The following is a 5,049-nucleotide window of genomic DNA, read 5'->3' as shown; positions in this document are numbered from 1 at the left end:
TGGCGCCGGCCGCGGGAGGTGGGGCGCCCCGGCGCCCGGGGCGAGGCGCCACGTGCCACCGGAGCCCACCCGGTCCGAGTTGCGACGTCCGGCGTCCTCGGAACGCTGTCGCCGGACGGTGGCGGCGGTTGGGGACATGCGCATGTACGCGGACCGGCACGTCGGAGCCGGGCGCTCGGTAATGATCGCGCACGGCATGGCCCGGTCAGGGGTGAACGCGAAGATTCCATGACCCGCGGAACGACGCGGCGGAAGCCGGGCAGCGGCGGATCTACGGACAGGCGCGGTGCTCGAACGCCCCGGCGGCGGCACCGGGGTCAGCTGCGGGTGTGTTGCTGGCCGTGGTCGGCGGCGTAGGCGGCGAAGACCTCCAGCGGTGGTGCCTGGCGGTGGAGGAAGTCCTCGTCCAGGACGGCGGCGAGGTCCTGCAGCGCGTCGGCGAGCATGGCTGCGCCGAACCGCAGGTCGCGGTCGGGTGATCGCTGCCCGGTGAGGGCGAGTTCGGCCGCGTAGCCGATCATCGCGGCCAGCGAGGAGCCGTCCTCGTCGTCGTGGAAGTAGTAGGTGATGCTCTGCTGCTTGAAGTCGACGCGGGCCTCGAGGATCTGGGCCGCCAGTTCCGTCAACTGGGCGGCTGCCACGCCCGGTCCCTGGCGGCCTGCGGAGCGCGTCGCTCGGCGCAGCGAGGCGAGGCGCAGGGCGAGCGCCCGCCGCCGGTTCAGGGCCGGGTAGATCTGGGACACCCAGGACACGAAGGCCGTCAGCAGGGCGAACCCGACCAGGGCCTGGAGGGGAACGGCGATGCGGAGCCAGCCATCGGTCGGCACGATGTCACCGAATCCGAGCGTGGCGAGCGTGACGAGCGAGAAGTAGAGGCTGTCCAGCAGGTGCGAGCGCTGTTCGGGCCAGAGGCCAGGCGAGAAACTGAGGGCTCCGGGCATGTGCGGCCAGTAGATCAGGGCCCAGCCCACGACGACGAGCACGGTCCACATCAGCACGACCACGACCATCGCCAGCGGTCCGATCAGTGAGGCGAACCGCCTGCGGGAGTCGATGCGGTGGGACAGGAGCCAGAGCCCCTTCACCACCGTGCTGCTGAGGCTGCCCCAGCCGTAGGGGTGCCACAGGGTGTGGAACACGTCCCGCAACGCCAGTAGGACCAGCCCCGCTCCCAGCGCGGTGATGAGCCAGCCCATTGTGAGAACCCCCTTGAGTAGACGTACCTACGGGGCTGGCGGCGCTGTTCCGCGACCAGCCGCGACTGGAACGCGTACCTCCCTTCGCCCGGCCGAAACGCGACGGCCCCGGACCGGCCCCGGCGCCCGCGAGCAGCCGCACCGTCCGCCGGGAGGCGAGCGGCCGCCTCCCGCGTGGGACCCCCTGGCTGTCCGTTCCGTCTCGGGCGGGGCGGTCCTGAGGGGCGACGGCGACAAGGGCCTGCCAAGAGGCCACCCGGAGGCTGGGCGGTCCCGCACGCCTGTCTGCGGGGCTGGGGGCCGATGCCCGCGGTACGGCTTCGACGAGGGACGGGGACGCCAGACCATGGAGTGGACGGGCCGGACAAGCCGGACGTGTCAGCCCGTCACCGCAGCCGCAGGCAGCGCCGCAGCGGCAACCGCAGTCACCGCCGTGGTCGTTGCCCACGGTGACGGGCAGTGCCGGGACGCAGGCGGGGCGTCGGTGGCGGACAGTGACACCTTCGTCCGTGCGCTCTACGAGCAGCACGGCCCGCTGCTCCTGCGGTTCGCCACCAGGCTGCTCGGGGGTGACTGGCACCGGGCGGAGGACGTCGTCCAGGAAGCCGCGGTGCGGGCGTGGCGGAACGAGGAGCGGTTCGGTGCCGCACCGGACGGTCTGCGTCCGTGGCTGTTCACCGTGGTGCGCAACCTCGTGATCGACGACCACCGGGCCCGGCAGGCGAGGCCCGTCGAACGGCATCCCGCGCACTTCGCGCTCTCCGCGACCGGCCCGGAGGCGGAGGCCGTGGACCTCGTCGAGCGGGCGCTGACCGCGCAGGTGGTGGCGGAGGCGCTGCGCGACCTCACCGACCAGCAGCGGGAGATCCTCGCCCACACCTACTTTCTCGGGCACAGCGTGGCGCAGGTCTCGCAGGCGCTCGGCATCCCCGGCGGGACGGTCAAGTCCCGCACGTTCTACGCCATGCGCGCCCTTCGCACGGCGCTGGCCACCCGGGGCGTCCACGGCTGACGGGACGCGTCCGGGCGGGGGACCACCTGTGGGACGCCCCGGGGCGGGACTTGCCCGGGCGGGGGCCGCGTCAGCCGGCCGGGCCGGCCCGAGGAGTGGTGTCCAACATGATCCAGACATCCGGCGCCGACTCACCGGGGGCCTTTCCCGGCGGCGGTCGGTGCTCCTCCCGCCAGGCGGTGCCAACGGCGTCGGCGGCCACCTGTCGCCAGAACCGGGCCGCGCCGAGGTTGGCGGGCTGGTGGGCGATGCCCCACGGTCCGGGTGGGGAGTGCAGCAGCCGGAGAGCCGCCTGTCGGCCGACGCCCCTGCGGCGGAGGGCGCGCACGACGAAGAAGGCCGACACGGACCGGCGCCTGGCGTCGGCGGGTGCTTCCCCGCCGTGCATGAGGCGGGTCAGCGCGAACCCGGCGAGCGAGCCGCAGTAGCGGATGGCGAGGGCCTGCCGGCCGGGCTCGGCGAAGGACAACGACAGTTGGGGGAACGGGAACGTGCCGTCGGAGCGGGGGAGTGACCCGAGGAACTCCGACAGGTCGTGCCGGTACAACTGGGCCAACCGCTCGACGGCGGGTCGATCCGCGTCGGTCACCGGCTCCACGGTCGTCGTCGGGGGCACTGCGGGTGCGTTCATGGGGTGATCATGCCCACCGGCCCACCGCAGTGGCAGCGTCCTGCACCCACGCGTGCGGCGTCGGGCGTTGCCCGTATGTGTGCCGGTGCGGGTGCCCGCGTGTGCGGTCGTAGGGCGTCCGTGTGGGTGGCCGCGGGCCCTCGGTCCGAAGGCGCGCCCTGAGTCCGCGCGCCTTCGGACCTCCCGGCGGTCAGCGGCGGAGGAAGGCGGTCAGTCGGCCGATGAGTGCGGCGTTCACCACCGCGGCCACGGCGATGACGAGGAAGAACGCCCAGGCCGCGCCGTCCGGCACGAACAGGGCCACCATGCTGGTCGGTGCCGTCGCCAGGAACGGGACCACCGCCGCGAACGAGGCGTCCTCGTGGGTGACCAGGGTCAGGTCGGCCACCGCCCATATCAGCAGGGCGAAAGCTACGGCCAGATAAATCCGGGAGGCCCAGTTGCCCGTCACTGCGGTGAGGAATCCCTGGGCTCGATCGGTGCTGCTCATTTTCCTTCTGCCTTTCCGGGGGCGACTTGGAAGAAGCATGGCAGTGCGGTGGTCGGAAAGCATATGAGTACGCGTACTCATATGCTGGATGTCGACCGACTCATGGGCTTTGACCTGCATGTATGTGGGACGACGCGGCTGATTTCGGAGGCAGGTACGCGGTGCGCAAGACGGACCCAAAAATGCGGCAGTAATGCGGCAAGAGGAAAGCAAGGGTGAGACAAGGAGGCGACAAGAAAAAACAAGAGGGTGCCTGGGAAGGGGTCGGGAAACGCGACGGCCGCTGCCGCCGCCGGGCGTCACCGGCAGTGGCGCACCGGGCTGATCGGGCGGCGTGTTCCGCGGCCCTGGCGGGTGCTGCCGGTCAGGGGATCGCGCCGGTCCTGGCCGCCGTGCCGCGAACCGCGGTGTCTCCGGCGCCGAGGACGCCGAGGGATCGCCGTTCGCCGCCGGCAGGGGCATGCTGGGAGGTGAGCGCCGGCCGGTTGTCAGACCCGACTGTGAGGATGGCGGTGTCCGAGGCGGCGTGAAGGTCACGAGAGGCACAGTCATGGCACAGAAGCAGATGGACGAGGAGTTCCCCCGTCTCGCCGACCCGTTCCGGCGGGAGCTGCTCGCGCACTGCTACCGCATGCTGGGATCCGTCCACGACGCGGAGGACCTCGTCCAGGAGACGTATCTGCGTGCCTGGCGCGCCTACGAGAAGTTCGAAGGCCGCTCCTCGATGCGCACCTGGCTGCACCGCATCGCCACCAACACCTGCCTGGACGCCCTGGAGAGCCGCAGCCGCCGCCCGCTGCCCACCGGGCTGGGCGCGCCCAGCGCCGACCCCTCGGACACCCTGGTCGAGCAGGGTGAGGTGCCCTGGCTGGAGCCCGTGCCCGACGCCATGGTCGGCGCGGCGGGCGCCGACCCGGCCGCCGTGGTCACCTCCAGGGAGAGCATCCGGCTCGCCTTCGTCGCCGCCCTCCAGCACCTGCCGCCGAGGCAGCGGGCCGTGCTGCTGCTGCGGGACGTGCTGAAGTGGCGCGCCGCCGAGGTCGCCGAACTCATGAACACCACCACCGCGTCCGTGAACAGCGCACTCCAGCGGGCCCGGGCGCAGCTCAAGCAGGTGACGCCCACGGAGGACACCGTCAGCGAGCCGGTGTCCGCCGAGCAGCGCGAACTGCTCGACCGCTACGTCACCGCGTTCGAGCTCAAGGACATCAGCGCCATAGTGCAGCTGTTCACCGAGGACGCCGTCTGGGAGATGCCGCCCTTCACCGGTTGGTTCCAGGGGCCGGAGGACATCGGGCTGCTCATCAAGACCCAGTGCCCGGCGGGCCCCGGCGATCTGCGCCTCGTCCCGGCAGCGGTCAACGGCCAGCCCGCCTTCGGGATGTACATGCGGGAGGCGGACGGCACCTTCGCCCCGTGGAACCTGCACGTCCTCTCCTTCTCCGGGACGGGCATCTCGCACGTGGTGGCCTTCTTCGAGCGGGCGCACTTCGCCCGGGCCGGCCTGCCCGACAGGCTGCCCGCGGTGAGCGACCGGTAGCGGACGCCGGGCGGAGGCCCGCCGGGCCGCCGGCGAATCCGGTCCGCCCCCGCACACCGAAGGGAGGGGGAGGCGCGACAGCGCCACACCGGCCGAGAAGGAGAAGCTGTGGACACGAAACTGCTGCGCGCGGTTACGTCCAGGGGCTGTCCCTGCTGACGGACGACGGGGGGATCAACC

The 5,049-nt window shown here is 72.1% G+C and carries 5 protein-coding genes; 2 read left to right on the top strand and 3 right to left on the bottom strand.

Translation table 11 applies throughout. The annotated features are described in order from the left end of the window. Window positions 1-317: 317 nt before the first annotated feature. A complete protein-coding gene (locus ACYVE9_RS15335; protein ID WP_461028402.1) occupies window positions 318-1,196 on the bottom strand; it encodes a potassium channel family protein in 879 nt (292 codons plus the stop codon). A 484-nt stretch (window positions 1,197-1,680) separates the two neighbouring features. On the opposite strand from ACYVE9_RS15335, the gene ACYVE9_RS15330 reads away from it, so the two are divergent. Next, entirely contained in the window at window positions 1,681-2,208 is a 528-nt protein-coding gene (locus tag ACYVE9_RS15330) for a sigma-70 family RNA polymerase sigma factor (RefSeq protein WP_461028401.1), read from the top strand. A 70-nt stretch (window positions 2,209-2,278) separates the two neighbouring features. Here ACYVE9_RS15330 and ACYVE9_RS15325 read toward each other — a convergent pair whose 3' ends face one another. Next, window positions 2,279-2,839, bottom strand: a complete 561-nt coding sequence (locus ACYVE9_RS15325; RefSeq protein ID WP_461028400.1) for a GNAT family N-acetyltransferase — start codon at window positions 2,837-2,839, stop codon at window positions 2,279-2,281. A gap of 190 nt (window positions 2,840-3,029) precedes the next feature. After that, the gene (locus ACYVE9_RS15320; protein ID WP_461028399.1) at window positions 3,030-3,329 is read right to left on the bottom strand and encodes an SCO4225 family membrane protein; all 300 of its coding nucleotides are present in this window, start codon (window positions 3,327-3,329) and stop codon (window positions 3,030-3,032) included. Window positions 3,330-3,879: 550 nt separating this feature from the next. Between ACYVE9_RS15320 and ACYVE9_RS15315 the strand changes: the two genes are divergently transcribed. Continuing rightward, window positions 3,880-4,869, top strand: a complete 990-nt coding sequence (locus ACYVE9_RS15315; RefSeq protein WP_461028398.1) for a sigma-70 family RNA polymerase sigma factor — start codon at window positions 3,880-3,882, stop codon at window positions 4,867-4,869. The last annotated feature ends 180 nt before the right edge of the window (window positions 4,870-5,049 follow it).

Source organism: Streptomyces sparsus, assembly GCF_054776295.1.
The sequence above is the reverse complement of the archived record's forward strand: the minus strand, read 5'-3'. Positions and strand labels throughout refer to the sequence as shown.

What these genes read in the sequence shown, in the direction of transcription:
- ACYVE9_RS15335 (WP_461028402.1), bottom strand. Translation starts at nt 1,196, where the DNA reads ATGGGCTGGCTCATCACCGCGCTGGGAGCGGGGCTGGTCCTACTGGCG.
- ACYVE9_RS15325 (WP_461028400.1), bottom strand. Translation starts at nt 2,839, where the DNA reads ATGAACGCACCCGCAGTGCCCCCGACGACGACCGTGGAGCCGGTGACC.
- ACYVE9_RS15320 (WP_461028399.1), bottom strand. Translation starts at nt 3,329, where the DNA reads ATGAGCAGCACCGATCGAGCCCAGGGATTCCTCACCGCAGTGACGGGC.
- ACYVE9_RS15315 (WP_461028398.1), top strand. Translation starts at nt 3,880, where the DNA reads ATGGCACAGAAGCAGATGGACGAGGAGTTCCCCCGTCTCGCCGACCCG.